Origin of the sequence: Actinoplanes derwentensis, assembly GCF_900104725.1 — a bacterium.
Taxonomy (GTDB): Bacteria; Actinomycetota; Actinomycetes; order Mycobacteriales; family Micromonosporaceae; genus Actinoplanes; species Actinoplanes derwentensis.
Genome location: NZ_LT629758.1, coordinates 8,709,905 through 8,724,866 on the forward strand (window position 1 = coordinate 8,709,905; position 14,962 = coordinate 8,724,866).

The 14,962-nt window shown below is 70.0% G+C and carries 16 protein-coding genes; 9 read left to right on the forward strand and 7 right to left on the reverse strand.

Annotated features, from left to right (window positions below; genetic code table 11):
- The first annotated feature begins 2 nt into the window (after positions 1-2).
- The 6 genes from BLU81_RS38940 to BLU81_RS38965 all read left to right on the forward strand — a co-directional run bounded on the left by BLU81_RS38940 (position 3) and on the right by BLU81_RS38965 (position 5,370).
- The gene (locus tag BLU81_RS38940) at positions 3-938 is read left to right on the forward strand and encodes a F0F1 ATP synthase subunit gamma (RefSeq protein WP_092553135.1); all 936 of its coding nucleotides are present in this window, start codon (positions 3-5) and stop codon (positions 936-938) included.
- Positions 938-2,380 (forward strand): F0F1 ATP synthase subunit beta, encoded by a 1,443-nt coding sequence (gene atpD, locus BLU81_RS38945; protein ID WP_092553137.1) that lies wholly within the window; start codon positions 938-940, stop codon positions 2,378-2,380. The genes BLU81_RS38940 and atpD overlap by 1 nt, the downstream gene beginning before the upstream one ends.
- 182 nt (positions 2,381-2,562) lie before the next feature.
- Positions 2,563-3,657: an LCP family protein gene (locus BLU81_RS38950; protein ID WP_231954874.1), complete on the forward strand. Its 1,095-nt coding sequence runs from the start codon at positions 2,563-2,565 to the stop codon at positions 3,655-3,657.
- A gap of 79 nt (positions 3,658-3,736) precedes the next feature.
- On the forward strand, positions 3,737-4,018 hold the full coding sequence (locus BLU81_RS38955; protein ID WP_092553139.1) for a F0F1 ATP synthase subunit epsilon: 282 nt from the start codon (positions 3,737-3,739) through the stop codon (positions 4,016-4,018).
- A gap of 8 nt (positions 4,019-4,026) precedes the next feature.
- Positions 4,027-4,494, forward strand: a complete 468-nt coding sequence (locus tag BLU81_RS38960) for a DUF2550 domain-containing protein (protein WP_092553141.1) — start codon at positions 4,027-4,029, stop codon at positions 4,492-4,494.
- Positions 4,495-4,554: 60 nt separating this feature from the next.
- Complete coding sequence (locus BLU81_RS38965; protein WP_092553143.1) at positions 4,555-5,370, forward strand: PhzF family phenazine biosynthesis protein; 816 nt, start codon at positions 4,555-4,557, stop codon at positions 5,368-5,370.
- Here BLU81_RS38965 and BLU81_RS38970 read toward each other — a convergent pair.
- Both BLU81_RS38970 and BLU81_RS38975 read right to left on the reverse strand, forming a co-directional pair.
- Entirely contained in the window at positions 5,367-5,753 is a 387-nt protein-coding gene (locus tag BLU81_RS38970) for a VOC family protein (protein WP_092553145.1), read from the reverse strand. The two genes, BLU81_RS38965 and BLU81_RS38970, sit on opposite strands and share 4 nt — an antisense overlap.
- A complete protein-coding gene (locus BLU81_RS38975; RefSeq protein ID WP_092553147.1) occupies positions 5,750-6,325 on the reverse strand; it encodes a cob(I)yrinic acid a,c-diamide adenosyltransferase in 576 nt (191 codons plus the stop codon). The genes BLU81_RS38970 and BLU81_RS38975 overlap by 4 nt, the downstream gene beginning before the upstream one ends.
- A 42-nt stretch (positions 6,326-6,367) precedes the next feature.
- Between BLU81_RS38975 and murA the strand changes: the two genes are divergently transcribed.
- Complete coding sequence (murA, locus tag BLU81_RS38980; protein WP_092553149.1) at positions 6,368-7,657, forward strand: UDP-N-acetylglucosamine 1-carboxyvinyltransferase; 1,290 nt, start codon at positions 6,368-6,370, stop codon at positions 7,655-7,657.
- 4 nt (positions 7,658-7,661) lie between these two features.
- Here murA and BLU81_RS38985 read toward each other — a convergent pair whose 3' ends face one another.
- On the reverse strand, positions 7,662-8,012 hold the full coding sequence (locus BLU81_RS38985; RefSeq protein WP_092553151.1) for a hypothetical protein: 351 nt from the start codon (positions 8,010-8,012) through the stop codon (positions 7,662-7,664).
- 120 nt (positions 8,013-8,132) lie between these two features.
- Between BLU81_RS38985 and BLU81_RS38990 the strand changes: the two genes are divergently transcribed.
- Positions 8,133-8,984 (forward strand): 3-hydroxyacyl-CoA dehydrogenase family protein, encoded by an 852-nt coding sequence (locus BLU81_RS38990; RefSeq protein WP_092553153.1) that lies wholly within the window; start codon positions 8,133-8,135, stop codon positions 8,982-8,984.
- Between the two features lie 20 nt (positions 8,985-9,004).
- On the opposite strand, the gene BLU81_RS38995 is transcribed toward BLU81_RS38990, so the two are convergent.
- The 4 genes from BLU81_RS38995 to BLU81_RS39010 are packed head-to-tail and all read right to left on the reverse strand — an operon-like array spanning position 9,005 to position 14,216.
- A complete protein-coding gene (locus BLU81_RS38995) occupies positions 9,005-9,760 on the reverse strand; it encodes a hypothetical protein (RefSeq protein WP_092553155.1) in 756 nt (251 codons plus the stop codon).
- Positions 9,747-12,203: an FtsK/SpoIIIE domain-containing protein gene (locus BLU81_RS39000; RefSeq protein WP_092553157.1), complete on the reverse strand. Its 2,457-nt coding sequence runs from the start codon at positions 12,201-12,203 to the stop codon at positions 9,747-9,749. Before BLU81_RS39000 ends, BLU81_RS38995 begins: the two co-directional genes overlap by 14 nt.
- A gap of 49 nt (positions 12,204-12,252) precedes the next feature.
- Positions 12,253-13,599, reverse strand: a complete 1,347-nt coding sequence (locus BLU81_RS39005; protein WP_231953723.1) for a hypothetical protein — start codon at positions 13,597-13,599, stop codon at positions 12,253-12,255.
- Positions 13,596-14,216 (reverse strand): DUF4126 domain-containing protein, encoded by a 621-nt coding sequence (locus tag BLU81_RS39010; protein WP_092553161.1) that lies wholly within the window; start codon positions 14,214-14,216, stop codon positions 13,596-13,598. The genes BLU81_RS39005 and BLU81_RS39010 overlap by 4 nt, the downstream gene beginning before the upstream one ends.
- 71 nt (positions 14,217-14,287) lie before the next feature.
- Between BLU81_RS39010 and nucS the strand changes: the two genes are divergently transcribed.
- Positions 14,288-14,947 (forward strand): endonuclease NucS, encoded by a 660-nt coding sequence (nucS, locus tag BLU81_RS39015; protein ID WP_092558276.1) that lies wholly within the window; start codon positions 14,288-14,290, stop codon positions 14,945-14,947.
- Positions 14,948-14,962: the final 15 nt, after the last annotated feature.

A 14,962-nucleotide genomic window follows, 5' to 3' on the forward strand; every position in this document is an offset into this window, starting at 1 on the left:
GCATGGCTGCCGGTCAGGTACAGGCGCTGCGTCGGCGCATCCGCACCGTCAAGTCGACCAAGAAGATCACCAAGGCGCAGGAGCTGGTCGCCACCAGCCGGATCGCGAAGGCCCAGGAACGGGTCAACGCCTCCCGGCCGTACTCGCTGGCGATCACCAAGGTGCTGGGCGCGCTGGCGTCCAACGCCTCGGTCGACAACCCGCTGCTGGTCGCGCGTGAGCGTGTCCAGCGGGCGGGGGTCCTACTGATCACCAGTGACCGGGGCCTGGCCGGTGCCTACAACGCCAACGCCATCCGCACCGCCGAGCAGCTGATCGCTCGGCTGAAGTCGGAGGGTAAGGAAGTGGCGCTGTACGTGGTGGGCCGTAAGGGCGTCGGTTACTACGGGTTCCGCGGGCGGGACGTCGCCGCCAGCTGGACCGGGTTCTCCGAGCGTCCGTCGTTCGCGGACGCCAAGAGGATCGGCGACGCCCTGATCGAGGGCTTCTCGGCCGGTTCGGCTACCGAGGGCACCTTCGGTCCGGACGGCATCGCGGGCGTGGACGAGTTGCACCTCGTGAGCACCGAGTTCAAGTCCCTGATGACGCAGAGCGCCAATGCGAAACCGCTCGCGCCCGTGCAGGTCGACACGCAGCAGGAGGAGAAGTCCTCCGAGCCGCGTGCGTCGTACGAGTTCGAGCCGGACGCCGACGAACTGCTGAACGCACTGCTGCCGAAGTACCTCAACACGCGTATCTACGCGGCGTTGCTGGACTCGGCGGCCAGTGAGTCGGCATCCCGGCGGCGGGCGATGAAGAGCGCGTCGGACAACGCCGACGACCTCCTCAAGCGGTACACGCGCGAGATGAACTCCGCGCGGCAGGCTGCGATCACCCAGGAAATCAGTGAGATCGTCGGCGGCGCCAACGCGCTTGCCGCGGCGGGAAGTGATGTGTGATGACTGCTGTTGCTGAGCCCACCAAGGCGGAGACCGCTGTCGGCCGTGTCGTCCGGGTCATCGGCCCGGTCGTCGACGTCGAGTTTCCCCGTGACGGTATGCCCGCGATCTTCAACGCGCTACACGTTGAGGTCACCCTCTCCGAGGGTAAGAAGAAACTGACCATGGAGGTCGCCCAGCACCTGGGTGGCAACCTGCTCCGCGCCATCTCGATGCAGCCGACCGACGGCCTGGTCCGTGGGGCCCCGGTCTCCGACACCGGCGCGCCGATCTCGGTGCCCGTCGGTGACGTGACCAAGGGCCACGTGTTCAACGCCCTCGGTGAGGTGCTCAACGTCGACCCGTCGACGCTGAACATCACCGAGCGCTGGTCGATCCACCGCAAGCCCCCGGCGTTCGCGGACCTCGAGCCGAAGACCGAGATGCTGGAGACCGGCATCAAGGTGCTCGACCTGCTCGCGCCGTACGTGCGTGGTGGCAAGATCGGCCTGTTCGGTGGCGCGGGCGTGGGCAAGACGGTGCTCATCCAGGAGATGATCATCCGCGTTGCCCGTAACTTCGGCGGCACCTCGGTGTTCGCCGGCGTCGGCGAGCGCACCCGTGAGGGCAACGACCTCATCCTGGAAATGGCCGAGGGTGGCGTTCTGGACAAGACCGCGCTGGTCTTCGGCCAGATGGACGAGCCGCCGGGCACCCGTCTGCGGGTCGCCCTGACCGCTCTGACCATGGCGGAGTACTTCCGGGACGTCCAGAACCAGGAGGTGCTGCTCTTCATCGACAACATCTTCCGGTTCACCCAGGCCGGTTCCGAGGTCTCCACCCTGCTCGGCCGCATGCCGTCCGCCGTGGGTTACCAGCCCACCCTGGCGGACGAGATGGGTGAGCTGCAGGAGCGGATCACCTCGGTCCGTGGCAAGGCGATCACCTCGCTGCAGGCGATCTACGTGCCCGCCGACGACTACACCGACCCGGCGCCGGCCACCACTTTCGCCCACCTGGACGCGACCACGAACCTCGAGCGGTCGATCTCCGACAAGGGCATCTACCCCGCCGTGGACCCGCTGGCCTCCAGCTCGCGGATCCTGGCGCCGGAGTTCGTCGGTGCCGAGCACTACGCGGTGGCCCGTGAGGTCCAGCGGATCCTGCAGAAGTACAAGGATCTGCAGGACATCATCGCCATCCTCGGTATGGACGAGCTGTCCGAAGAGGACAAGGTCACGGTGCAGCGGGCTCGCCGCATCGAGCGGTTCCTCTCGCAGAACACCTACGCGGCGGAGCAGTTCACCGGCGTCGCGGGCTCGACGGTCCCCCTGAAGGAGACCATCGAGGCGTTCAAGAAGATCTCCGAGGGTGAGTACGACAACTACCCGGAGCAGGCCTTCTTCATGTGTGGCGGTCTCGAGGACCTCGAGAAGAACGCGCACGAGCTGATGAAGGGCTGACCTCGGGTCAGTAGTTTCGAAAGCCGCGCCGGTGTCACACCGGCGCGGCTTTCTTCTATCGGCATCCGTCACTGTGTGTGACGAAGTGGCAGCCCTTTGCTCGGATTTCGGGTATTCTTGGACGCGCATTCGTCCGGCAGTGGGGTAACCGAGTGACCGAGTCTCTGAAACGCCGTGCCCCCATGTGGGCCCGGCTCTGTGCCGGGCTCGGGTGTGCGCTCATGGTCGGCAGCGGCGGTGTGCTGGTCACCGGGCAGGCCCTGGTGGCGAAGTACACCGGAGCCATCGAGGCCGGCAGCGGGGCCCTGATCGGCAGCCCGTCGGACGGCTCGACCCGTGGCAGCGACATCACCGGCCCCCTGAACATCCTGATGGCCGGCATCGACCCGCGTGACGACACGCAGGCCCCGCGGTCCGACTCGATCATCGTGGCGCACGTGCCCGCCGGGATGGACCAGGTCTACCTCTTCTCCATCCCGCGCGACCTCTACGTGCCGATCCCGGCCTTCATGCAGACCGGCTTCACCGGTACCACGGCCAAGGTCAATTCCGCGATGTCGTACGGCAGCGACCGCGGTGACGGCACCCACGACGTGGAACAGGGCTTCCAGTTGCTCGCCAAGACGGTCAGCGGTGTCACCGGGATCCTGAAGTTCGACGCCGGCACCATCATCAACTTCGGCGGGTTCAAGAAGATCGTCGAAGCGATGGGCGGCGTCACCATGACGATCGACCAGGACGTCAAGTCCGAGCACCTCCAGCCGAACGGCAAGCCCCGGCCCCGGCGCCCGGAGTGCGCGTACGGGGGCTGTGACCACCCGTACACCGGCCCGCAGAAGGTCTACCGGGTGGGCACCTACCACCTGCGAGCCTGGGAGGCGCTGGACTACGTGCGGCAGCGCTACGGCCTGCCCGAGGGCGACTACGACCGGCAGCGGCACCAGCAGCAGTTCATCAAGGCCATGGCGCGGCAGGCGATGAGCCGGGAAGTGGCCACCGATCCCACCAAGCTGCTCGGGGTGCTCGACGCGGCCGGTGACTCGCTGACCTTCGACGGCGGCGGCAACAGCGTGATCGACTGGGGGCTGGCCCTCCAGGGGATCAACACCGAGGACATGACGCTCATCAGGCTGCCCGGCGGCGGACTCTACGACAACGGCCGATACCTGGGCGAACAGCTGGATCCCTCGACGGCCGAGTTCTTCCAGGCGGTACGGGAGGACCGGATCGCGGAGTTCCTGCTCGACCACCCGCATTACGTCGCCGCGCAGAGCTGAGTCGGCACCCCGTACCACGTCGGCGTTCGCCGCCGATTAGACTTCACCCATTCGGTTCGCAGCGTCAAAGGGAGACAGCGTGGCCAACCAGCTGCACGTCGAGGTCGTCGCCGTCGAGGAGAAGGTCTGGTCCGGAGAGGCCGAGATGCTCGTCGCGCGGACCACCGAGGGTGAGATCGGTGTCCTCCCCGGTCACGCCCCGCTGCTCGGCCTGCTGAAGGAGCCCTCCCAGGTGCGGGTCAAACTCGCCGGTGGTGACCAGCTCGCCTACGACGTGGCCGGCGGTTTCCTGTCGATCGACGCCAACGGCGTGACGGTCCTCGCCGAGAGCGCGACGCCCGCCACTCCCGAGTCTCACTGACGCCGGCGATGCGGGTTCTGGAGATCGCCGGAATCTGCATCTTCGCGCTGCTCGCGCTTCTCTTCGCGATCTTCTTCCGCCGCCGCCTGCTCCGGGTCGGCGGCGGAACCATTCGCTTGCAGGTGCGCATCAACACGATCGTGCTCGGCCGTGGCTGGTCGCCCGGCCTCGGCCAGTTCGTCGGCGACGAGCTGCGCTTCCACAAGATGTTCAGCCTGGCGATCCGGCCCAAACGGGTCCTCGACCGGCAGTCGCTCACCGTCGAGGAGAAACGCCTCCCCGCCGGTCCGGAGCGGCTCATCATGCCCGGCCACTGGATCGTGCTGCGCTGCCGGACCGGGTCCACCGACCTCGAGATCGCGATGGCCGAGACCACGGTGACCGGTTTCCTCTCCTGGCTGGAGGCGGGTCCGCCCCGCGACCCCGGCAGTCTCCGCGGCCGGCCGGTCTTCGGGCCCCGCCCCGCCGAGAGCTGACGCCGCCTCTTCCGGATTGGCCGTCGTGCCGCCGCCCCCGGACTCCGTAACGTCGGCGGCATGCGGATCAGAATCGTCGACGCCTTCACCGACCGGCCGTTCACCGGCGCGCCCGCCGGGGTGGTGGTCCTCGACGGGGACGGCTTTCCCCCGGACCAGTGGATGCAGCGGGTCGCGGCCGAGGTCAACCACGCCGAGACGGCCTTCCTGCACCGCCTTCCGGCCGGTTCAGCGGCCGACTGGGCGCTGCGATGGTTCACGCCGGCCGCCGAGGTCGCCCTCTGTGGGCACGCCACCCTCGCGACCAGTCACGTGCTGGACCGGGCCGGGCTGATCGGCGGATGGGTCGGCTACCAGACCCGCAGCGGCGTCCTGACCGCCTCAGCCGACAGCGACGGCCTGATCACGCTGGACTTCCCGACCGCGCCGCTCAGCCGGGTGGAGCCGGATCCGGAGCTGATCGCGGCACTCGGGGTGACGCCACTGACCGTGCTGCACACCGGCCCGTTCACCGACGACCTGCTGTTCGAGGTGGCCGATGAGAACACGGTCCGCGGGCTCGACCCCGACCTGCGCGCGGTGGCCCGGCTGACCCGGCGCGGAGTCATCGTCACGGCGCTCGCGGCGGAGCACGGATCCGGCTACGACTTCGTGTCCCGGTTCTTCGCTCCGGCCGTCGGGGTGGACGAGGACCCGGTGACCGGAAGCGCGCACACCGCCCTGACACCCTTCTGGGCGGCCCGGCTGGACCGCACCGAGCTGACCGGCTATCAGGCCTCCCGGCGTGGCGGTCACGTGCGGGTGGCCCTGCACGGTGACCGCACCCACCTCTCCGGCCACGCGGTCACCACCATCGACGGAGACCTCCTCGTCTAGGCCGCCAGTTCCACCTCGTAACCCCACGCGTCCTCCAGGTAGGCCGCGTAGGACTCCGGGCCGCCCGCGTGCGGGTAGCGGTCGGCGAACAGCGGCGCCCAGCCGTACTCCGGCGCGGTCTTGTTCAACCGGTCCACCTCGGCCGGCGTGCCGACGGTGAAGGCCAGATGGTTGAGGCCGGGCGCGAGGCGGTCGTGCGCCGGACCGGAGAGGGCCGGGGACTGCTCCAGGACCAGGTACGTCTCCCCGCGCCGCCACGAGCGGCCGGCCGGCCAGTCCTGGAACTCCGCCCAGCCCAGCTCGGTCAGGAGCCAGCCCCACGGGCGGATCGCGCCGGCCAGGTCGGGCACCCACAGTTCGACGTGATGCAGGCCGCCGCTCAACGCTTGTCACCGCCGGGGACCCATTTCACGTCGCCGCCCGGGTTGGCCGCGCGGGACAGGATGAACAGCAGGTCGGAGAGCCGGTTCAGGTATTTCAGGGGCAGCACGCTGGTCCGGTCGGGCTCCTGCTCGTACAGCGCCCAGGAGGTCCGCTCGGCACGCCGGGCGACGGTCCGGGCCACGTGCAGCAACGCCGCGCCCGGAGTGCCACCCGGCAGGATGAAGCTGTCCAGCGGGGTGAGGCGCTCGTTGTACTCGTCACACCACTTCTCCAGCCGGGTCACATAGGTCTCGGTGATCCGCAGCGGCGGGTAGGGCGGGTCGTCGGCCAGCGGGTTCCCCAGATCGGCGCCGAGGTCGAAGAGGTCGTTCTGGATGGTGGCGAGCACCGCCCGGACGTCCTCGGGCAGGTCGCCGAGCGCGAGCGCGACGCCCAGCGCCGCGTTGCACTCGTCGGTGTCGGCGTAGGCGGCGATCCGCGGCGAGGTCTTCGGCGCGACCTCGTTGTTGACCAGCCTCGTCTCGCCGGCGTCGCCGGTGCGGGTGTAGATGCGGGTGAGATGCACAGCCATGAGGCACACCCTACGAGGCGTGGGTGTGCTCCGGCCCCTACCATGGCCCGCGTGGATGTGATCAGGGTTAAGGGCGGGGCACGGCTCGCCGGTGACGTCATGGTGGGCGGCGCGAAGAACTCGGCGCTCAAGCTGATGGCGGTCGCGCTGCTGGCCGAGGGCCGCAGCGTGGTGGCGAACGTTCCCCGGATCACCGACATCGCGATCATGGCCGAGGTGCTGCGCCGGCTCGGTTGCGACGTCACGCTGGACGGCACCGAAGCGATCATCGACGTGCCGGCCGAGCCGGGCAGCGAGGCCGACTACGACCTGGTGCGGCGGCTGCGGGCGTCGATCTGTGTGCTGGGTCCGCTGCTGGCCCGTCGCGGTTACGTGCGGGTGGCTCTGCCCGGTGGCGACATGATCGGCTCCCGGGGCCTGGACATGCACGTGGCCGGCCTGGCCCGGATGGGTGCGGAGATCTCCGGCGAGCACGGGTTCGTGATCGCCAAGGCGCCGGCCGGTCTGCGCGGGGCGAAGATCTGGCTGGACTTCCCGAGTGTCGGCGCCACCGAGAACATCCTGATGGCCGCGGTCCTCGCCCGCGGTGTCACGGAGATCGACAACGCGGCCCGCGAGCCGGAGATCGTCGACATCTGCGAGATGCTCAACGCGATGGGCGCCAAGATCGAGGGCGCGGGTACGTCCACCCTGATCATCGAGGGGGTGGACGGGCCGTTGAAGCCGGTGCGGCATACCACGGTCGGCGACCGGATCGTCGGTGGCACCTGGGCGTTCGCGTCGGTGATGACCCGTGGGGACGTGACCGTGCACGGGGTGCGGCCGGAGTTCCTGGACGTCGCCCTGGACAAGCTGGTCACCGCGGGGGCGACGGTCGAACCGGGCGACAACCGGTTCCGGGTACGGATCGCCGACCGGCCGCGTGGTGTCGACATCGTGACGCTGCCCTATCCCGGGTTCGCGACCGACCTGCTGCCGATGGCGCTGGGCCTGGCCGCGGTCGCCGAGGGGTCGTCGCTGATCACCGAGAACATCTTCGACGGCCGGTTCATGTTCGTGAACGAGATGGTGCGACTGGGCGCCGACATCCGCACCGACGGGCATCACGCCGCGGTGAACGGGCGGGATCGGCTCTCCGGGGCTCCGGTGCGGGCGACCGACATCCGGGCCGGTGCCGGTCTGGTGATCGCCGGGCTCTGCGCCGACGGGGTGACCGAGGTGGGCGAGGTGCACCACATCGACCGCGGTTACCCGAACTTCGTCGCCGACCTGACCGCACTGGGTGTAGAGGTGGAGCGCACCGACGTTCCGGAGCCCACCTTCGACTTCTAGATCTTCAGAAGGAGGCGACCAGACGTCTGGCCTCCTCGACCTCTTCGGAGAAGACCAGCACGCTGATCCGGCCGTCGCGCCGGGGCGCCGTGGTGGCACGGATGCCCGCATCGAAGAGGTACCGCCGGATCTCGTCGGCGACCTCGGTCTCACCGGTGACGGCCGCCGGCCGGAGCAGTCCGTAGTCGTCCCACTCGCCGAAGATCGCCAAACCGTCCGGTGCCGTCTCGTCCCGGCGTGCACCGGGCGGGATGGTGGGTTGCAGGCCCATGCGCCAGAAGACGGCGCCGAGGAATCCGACCAGACCGACGGCGATCAACGGTCCGATGAGGTACCAGCCGTCGCTCGTGGGCATGCGCACAGTCTGGCACCGGCGGATGCCGATTTCTGACGGTTCACCCCGATCTCCGGACGAGCTGAACCTGCGTTAAGTAACGCCGGTAAACTGGTGGCTCAGCTGACGAAGGAGTGAAGAATGGCAGGTCGTCTCGCGGTCATCGGATCCGGTCTGATGGGCTCCGGCATCGCCCAGGTCTCGGCGCAGGCCGGATGGCAGGTCACCATGCGGGACGTCGACGACGCCTCGCTCAACCGCGGCATGACCGCGATCCGGGACTCACTGAGCCGGTTCGCGGCCAAGGGCCGGATCACCGAAGAGGACGTGGCGGCGACCCTCGCCCGGATCACCCCGACCACCGACCTCGACGCGGCCGCCGACGCCGACGTGGTGGTCGAGGCGATCTACGAGAAGGTCGAGGCCAAGCACGAGGTATTCAAGGCCCTCGACAAGATCTGCAAGGCCGGTGCGATCCTCGGCACCAACACCTCGGCCATCCCGATCACCCAGATCGCCACCGTCACGCAGCGCCCCGAGTCGGTCGTCGGCATCCACTTCTTCTCGCCGGTCCCGATGATGAAACTGGTCGAGCTGGTTCGGGGCTACCAGACCTCCGACGCCACCCTGGCCGCCGCCCGCGCCTACGCGGAGGGTGTCGGCAAGACCTGTGTCGTGGTCGAGCGGGACGTCGCCGGGTTCGTCTCCAACCGGCTCTTCTCCGCGATCCTGGTCGAGGCCATCCAGCTCGTCGAGTCGGGTGTGGTCTCCGCGGCCGACCTGGACACCGTGATGAAGCTGGGCTTCGGCCACGCGATGGGCCCGCTCGCCACCGTCGACCTCACCGGCCTCGACGTGATGCTCAACGCGGCGGGCAACATCTACCGGGACACCGCCGACGAGAAGTTCTTCCCGCCGGAGCTGCTGCAGCGCATGGTCCAGGCCGGTCACCTGGGCCGCAAGACCGGCAAGGGCTTCTATACGTACGAATAGTTACGTACGAATAGGAAGGCCTAGCGGGTCGCCGCGAAGGACAGCGAGAGCAACGTCGCCGCGACCATCCCGCCCAGCAGGGTGAGGCCTATCCCGCCGATCTCCATCCGGGCGTGCAGCCGGCTGTGGGTGAGGTAGGCGGCGACCGGGACCCCCGCGGACGGCGCGACGGCGAAGGTCAGCCAGCCGATGCCCCGGATGACCTGCCCACCCCACTCGGCGGTGTCACCGAAGGTGACGAGGCCGGCGGCTACCAGACTGGCCAGGGCGGCTCCGGCGGCACCGGCGAACGGCAGCAACAGAAGCGCCCAGCGGGGGAGCAGCCCGTGCCCGTGCGGGTGGATCGTGACGTCGATCCGGTCGGCGGCCCGGGAGAGCAGCACCCGTGGCGACTGCCGGCCGGGGGCGACCACGTCCTCGCCCGGTTCTGGCCGGCGTTGCAGGGCGACCCGCGGCATGGCCTCGACCGAGGCCGGTTCGGGCACCTCGCCGAGTGCCCGGATCCGCAGGCCGCGGGCCCGGCGAAGCTGATCCCAGAGCCGGGCGGCCTCACGGTCCACGTCGAGCACCTGGGCGGCGGCGGCACCGGCCCAGCGGTCGGCGGCCAGGGCGTCGCTCTCGGCGCGGGCCAGTTCACCGGCGGCCCGGGCGGCGCTGTCCTGATAGGCCAGCTCGGCGTCGTCGATGGCGGCGTCGCGGCGGCGGGTGACGTCGGCGAGCGCGCTCACCATCAACTGGTAGTCACGGCCGAGCGGTTGGCGATCACGTATGGTCACTGTTCACCTCGTACGGGATGATGACTTCCGGGGTGCGGTGCACCGGGCGATCGAAGAACAGGGCCCGGCGCGGCCGGGGATTCCAGAACGGTCCACCGGGCTGCGGGTGGAGCGGGGCCAGCTCGGATCCGTGCACACCGAGGGCCACCCAGGCGCCGATCGGGTCGAAACGCCCGGCCAGGTCGTCGCGGAGCCGGGCCACCGACCGCCACCAGCCGAGCACGTGGACGTGCCGTTGCGGGCCGTCGGTGAGCAGCGCGCGCAGTGCCGGACGGTGCCGCGCACCGGCCGCGTCGAGTCCGTAACCGATCACGTAACGGGGCACGTCCGAGTGTGGCGCCTCGAACCGGACGTCCGAGGCGTCGTACCAGTCGGCGGCCGGCAGTTCGGCCACCAGCCTGGCGGCCGAGCGTTCGGCGGCGGGTTCCAGGCAGACGATGCTGAAGTGGGCCGGGCCCTGTGCGGCCAGCGAGAGCGCGGCCGCCGCCAGCACGTCACAGGCCTCGTCGGCCCGGCTCCCGAGCACCGCCAGGTTGCGCCCCGGCGCCGGGTCCAGCAGCAACCGGGCGGGCTGTGCCGACACGTCGATCCGTTCACCGAGTACGGCGGCCGGTGGTGCGACGGCGGACACCCGCCCGGACGGCCGGTAGATCGACGGCAGCCGGGGCACCGCGGCCCCGTCGAAGACCCGTGGCTCCTCGCTGCCGGCCGGCCGGCAGCGCCACAACCGGCGCTGGGTGGCGCCCCAGGCGGTGCGGTCACCGGCGTCCGGGAGCCGGACGATCCGGTTGGCGCCGGCCAGCCCCGACTCGCCGTTCACCACCGTGTGGAAGCGGGGGATCAGCGAGGCGGCCAGGTTGTCGGTGGCCAGGATGCGGCGGGCCTTCGGCATGGCGATCCGGACCGTGAACCGGGCCAGCACGGCGGGGCGGCCGGTCAGCGCCCGGATCCCGTCCTGCGCGGACAGCATCAGGTGCAGGCCCTGTTCCGGGCCGCGCCGGACCAGTTCGGTCAGCAGGCTCTCGGCCTCGTCGGCGATCGCGTCCCGGCCGTCGAGCAGCGTCGGGAACTCGTCGATCACGACCACGGTCCGAGGGCGGCCCGGGGCGTCCAGCTCCTCGCTGAGGTGCCGCAGCACGGCCAGGCCGAACTCGCGGTCGTCGCGCAGGTTGATCCCGGCCAGCCGGACCTGGGGGAGCCAGCTCGGGTCGCGAGGCCCCGGAACGTACCTGGCGAACGACTCGCCCTCGGTGAAGTCGAGCAGGTAGAGCGCCAGTTCGGCGGGGCCGTACCGGGTGGCCAGCGAACCCAGCCAGGTGTAGATCAGGTTGGTCTTCCCGGAATCGGACGGACCGCCGACCAGGATGTGCGGGGCACGGTCGCCGAGCGGCAGCGCGACCAGTGCGCCGTCGGTGCTGTCACCGATCGGTGCGAGCAGACCGTCCCGTGCCGACTCGGCCCAGTGCCGGTCCGGTTCCAGGTCGGCCAGCCGGGCCGGTGGCGGGCCCTGCCGCAGCCGGTCGGCGGCCTCCCGGCAGAACGCCGCGATGCGCTGTGGCGGCGGCGCCGGGTCGAGCCGTACCTCCAGCCGGTCCAGCGAACTGCACGACGCGATCCGGTCCCGGACGGTGATCCGCTCGACCGACGGGTGCTCGGCCAGCTCCATGCCCCGGACCACCAGGTGCACCCCACGGCCCACCCCGGTACGCACGATCCGGTCCAGTTGGGCCCGCTGCGCCCGGGACATCTCCTCGACACCGGCCCGGTCCGCGAGCAGTACGACGATCTGCCAGCCGTCCCGGTCCTCGTCGCGGCACAACCGGTCGACCAGCTCGTCGAGCAGCGGCCCCAGCCCGCCCGGCCCGACGAACCGGGTGCCGAGCGGCGCGAAGACGGCGAGAGTCTCCCCGAGTCGTTCCGGGTCGTAGACGGTCAGTTCCACATGACCGGCCCGGGTACTGCCCAGGGCCCGCAGCAGGACCCCGGTGATCACCTCGTCGAGGGTGGACTGCGGCCCGCTCAGATGCAGGTGGGCCCGGTCGAGCAGCGGGATGAGACCGGGCAGTGCCTCGGTCTCGTCGAAGTCGATGGTGCCGATCCGCAGCAGTCCCGGCGCCCGGCCCGGCTCGGGGTCGCTCGGCGCCCACAGCCGCCACGGTGTCCCGGCCGCCCCGGAGGCGCTGGCCGAGGCCAGGCCGCGCAGGTGCCCGGCGAGACGGTCGGCCTCGCCGTGGAATCGCTGCCGGATGTCCTGGCGGGCGTCCTCACGGGCGGAGGCGAGCTGGCTCAGGCAGGTGGCGTAGGCGTCCCGCACCAGCCGTCGACGGTTCTGCGCCTCGCCACGGGCCGATTCGGCGGCGGCCAGGACCGCGCGGGCGGTGCCGCGGGCCTCGGCGAGCTCCTGCCGGATCGCGGCGACCAGCGCGTTGCGGTGGCTACCCACGCGATACCCCGGCGTCCATGGTCGGGGATATTAGCCACTAAATGACCTTTTATGGGGTTTTGGTGCTGCGTGTCGGAAGCTCGCTCGGTGAGAGCGCCCGAGGCCCGCCTGCCAGCTCCGTCCACAGTCGCTCGGCGACCACCATCGCGGCCTCCCGAAGCCACTGCTTCGTGACGTCCTCGGGCACGTAACGGCGGAACCAGTCGACCACCAGCCGGGCCTCCCGGCTCAGCCCATCGGTGCGCACCCGCCGGCTGTACGGATTCAACCCGAGCACACAGCAGAACTGGAGCACGTTGTAGTAGCGCCAGTCATCGGTCGTCCCGAGCGGCCCCGCCGGCCGTAGATCCGACACGCACTCCCGCAGCACCGCCCGCAGCGCCCCGGCCCGGGCCCGCGGCTGATCCTCCCGGTCCGCCAGCCGCCTCCCCACCACCGGCAGATCCGTCAGCGGACTGCGGGCCAACCGGTTCAGATCCCCGAAGTCGGTGAGCGCCCGCCGGGTCAGCCGCAGGAACTCCGGCTCACCGAGACTCTCCAGCCGCCGGGGCTCCCGCCGCCGCAGCAGCGCGTCCGCGTTCAGGAACAGCGCCGACCGGTCGGCCCGCAACCCGGCGTCCTCGGCCAGCGCCAGCCGGTCCATCGCCCGGCGCACATGATTGCCCAGCCCGGCCACCGTCGCGCCGGCCGCCACCACCGTGAACTGCAGTACGGTCACCACGTCGTGCCCGTCGATCAGCGACATCGTCACCCCGGCCGGTACTCCCAGCAGCAGCAGCGCCAGCAACCCGCCCGCCAGCGACCGGTGCAGGTCCGGGCGCAGGCGCTCACCCGACTCGGCCGCGTGCGCCACCGCCATCAGATAGCCGAACACCAGCAGGTCCACCCCGATCGCGGCGATCGCCGGGACCCGGCCACCGAACGGGAACAGCAGGAGCGCCAGCCCGGCGGTGTACAACACCGCCATCGACGTCAGCGCGAGCGGCAGCGAACCCAGCGACACCTGGCCGCTCATCCGCCACAACAGGACCAGTGCGCCCACCAGCGGCGCCAGCACCACCAGCCGGCCCACCTGCGGCAGGAAGATCACCATCAGCAGGAACAGGGCGCCCAGGGCCAGCGCCCCCCGATCGATCGGGCGGCGCTCCACCGGTGTCAACGGCAGCAACGACACCACCGCGCCCGCCCAGAACAGCGCCGGGATGCAGAGCAGGATCTCGGCGGCCGCCGAGCCCGGGGCCACCGTCCACGCGGCGACCCCCAGGGCGTACGAGAGCAGAGCCGCGGCCGGCCAACGGAGAGAGGCGCGCCGCGGATCCCGGCCGATCAGATAACAGGACAGCCACCACGTCAGAGCGAAGGCGGGTACGGCGATCGCGGGCACCGGTAGAGTCAACCAAACAGTTGACGGGTTTCGACACCCGCGTCACGCTCCTGCTTGCGCCGGTTGCGCCGCCGCACCACCCAGACGGCCGCCCACACCATCACCACCAGGCCGATCAGCACCAGCACCGGCAGCAGAATCGCCAGCACCGACATGATCACACTGCTGATGTCCTCCACCGTGCTCGCCACCGGCGCACCGAAACCGGCAGTCGTCGTGTTCACCACCGGCCGGGCCGCCGACTTCAGACCGTGCACGATCAGCGCGATCACCACACCCGCGACGATCGGCACCCACTGGTTCGAGGTGAAGAACGCCCCCGGATCGGCCACCGTCACCGTCTCCGACGCCGAACCGGTCCCGAACGCCAGGCCACCCGCCGTCGGCCGGATGAACGTCTGCACCACGTCGTTCACGTGATCGACGACCGGGATCTTGTCGGCCACCATCTCGATCGCGAGCAGCACCGCGAGAATCATCAGCGTCCAGCCGTTCGACAGCCAGGCTGAACCGGCCGGCAGATCGATGGCGTCGGTGTACCGGGCCAGCAGGCCCATGGTCAGCAGGGGGATGTAGGCGTTCAGCCCGGCCGAGGCGGCGAGACCGGTACCCGTCAATACTTCCAGCACGAACTCAGCATGGCACCGTCATGCACGTGGCGCCCGCCGGGCATCCGCCGACCGTCAGGTACCGTCGTGCGGTGCGCCTGGTCATCGCGAAATGCTCCGTGGACTATGTCGGCCGTCTTTCCGCCCATCTGCCTCCGGCGGTGCGGCTCCTGATGGTCAAAGCCGACGGGTCGGTGTCCATCCATGCCGACGATCGTGCTTATAAACCGCTCAACTGGATGAGCCCGCCCTGCAAGATGCAGGAAGCACCGGGCGTCTGGAAGGTGGTCAACAAAGCCGGTGAAGAACTGCGGATCACCCTGGAGGAAGTGTTCCAGGACTATTCCTATGAGCTCGGGATCGACCCCGGTCTCGTCAAGGACGGCGTCGAGGCGCACCTGCAGGAACTGCTCGCCAAACACCCGGAGACCTTCGGCGAGGGTCATACCCTGGTGCGCCGGGAATACATGACCGCGATCGGCCCGGTCGACCTGCTGCTGAAGGACGCCGAAGGCAAATCGGTGGCGGTCGAGGTGAAGCGCCGCGGCGAGATCGATGGAGTCGAGCAGCTCACCCGCTACCTCGAACTCATGAACCGCGATCCGCTCCTGGCTCCCGTCCAGGGTGTCTTCGCCGCCCAGGAGATCAAACCGCAGGCGCGCGTCCTGGCTACGGACCGCGGAATCCGCTGCGTCGTCGTCGATTACGACAAACTCCGCGGCATGAAAAAAGACGAACTCACTCTTTTCTGATACCGGTTCCGGTTC